Origin of the sequence: Chromohalobacter sp. HP20-39, assembly GCF_033052815.1 — a bacterium.
In the GTDB taxonomy this organism is placed as follows: Bacteria; Pseudomonadota; Gammaproteobacteria; order Pseudomonadales; family Halomonadaceae; genus Chromohalobacter.
Map to the genome: position 1 here is coordinate 1 of NZ_JAWHTP010000127.1, position 488 is coordinate 488.

A 488-nucleotide genomic window follows, 5' to 3' on the forward strand; every position below is an offset into this window, starting at 1 on the left:
CAGCATCGACGCTGGAGCCAAGGTTAAGGACAAAGTCCAACCCGTCGCCGAAGCTGCTCAGGTGCACGACTCTCACCCGGCTTTCCATGCTGACGTGCGTCGGTATCTGGATTTGGTCTTCAACCTAGCCGCCGACGCTCTCGACTCATACGCGGAAAGTAAGCGGACGCTGGGTGCCGTTGATTTCAGCGACCAAGAGGTCTTGTTGCTCAGTGTTCTGCGTGACCACGAAGAGGTGCGCGCCGCCCTGGCCGGCGAGCTGGACTTGGTCATGGTCGACGAGTTCCAGGACACGAGCCCGCTGCAGTTGGCGCTCTTCGTAGAGCTTGCAAAGCTAGCCAAGCGCTCCGTGTGGGTAGGTGACCCCAAACAAGCCATCTACGGCTTTCGCGGCACAGATGCGCGGCTCATTTCGGGGATTCTCGGCGCTATCGAGGGCTGGGGCGGTGAGATTGGCGAGCCTCTGGTCACGTCGCGTCGTTCGACAC

At 60.9% G+C, this 488-nt stretch carries 1 protein-coding gene; it reads left to right on the top strand.

All coding sequences use genetic code 11. The annotated features are described in order from the left end of the window. Window positions 1-61: 61 nt before the first annotated feature. A partial coding sequence (locus tag RVY79_RS17275) for a UvrD-helicase domain-containing protein (protein WP_317465707.1) occupies window positions 62-488 on the top strand: 427 nt, incomplete at its 3' end.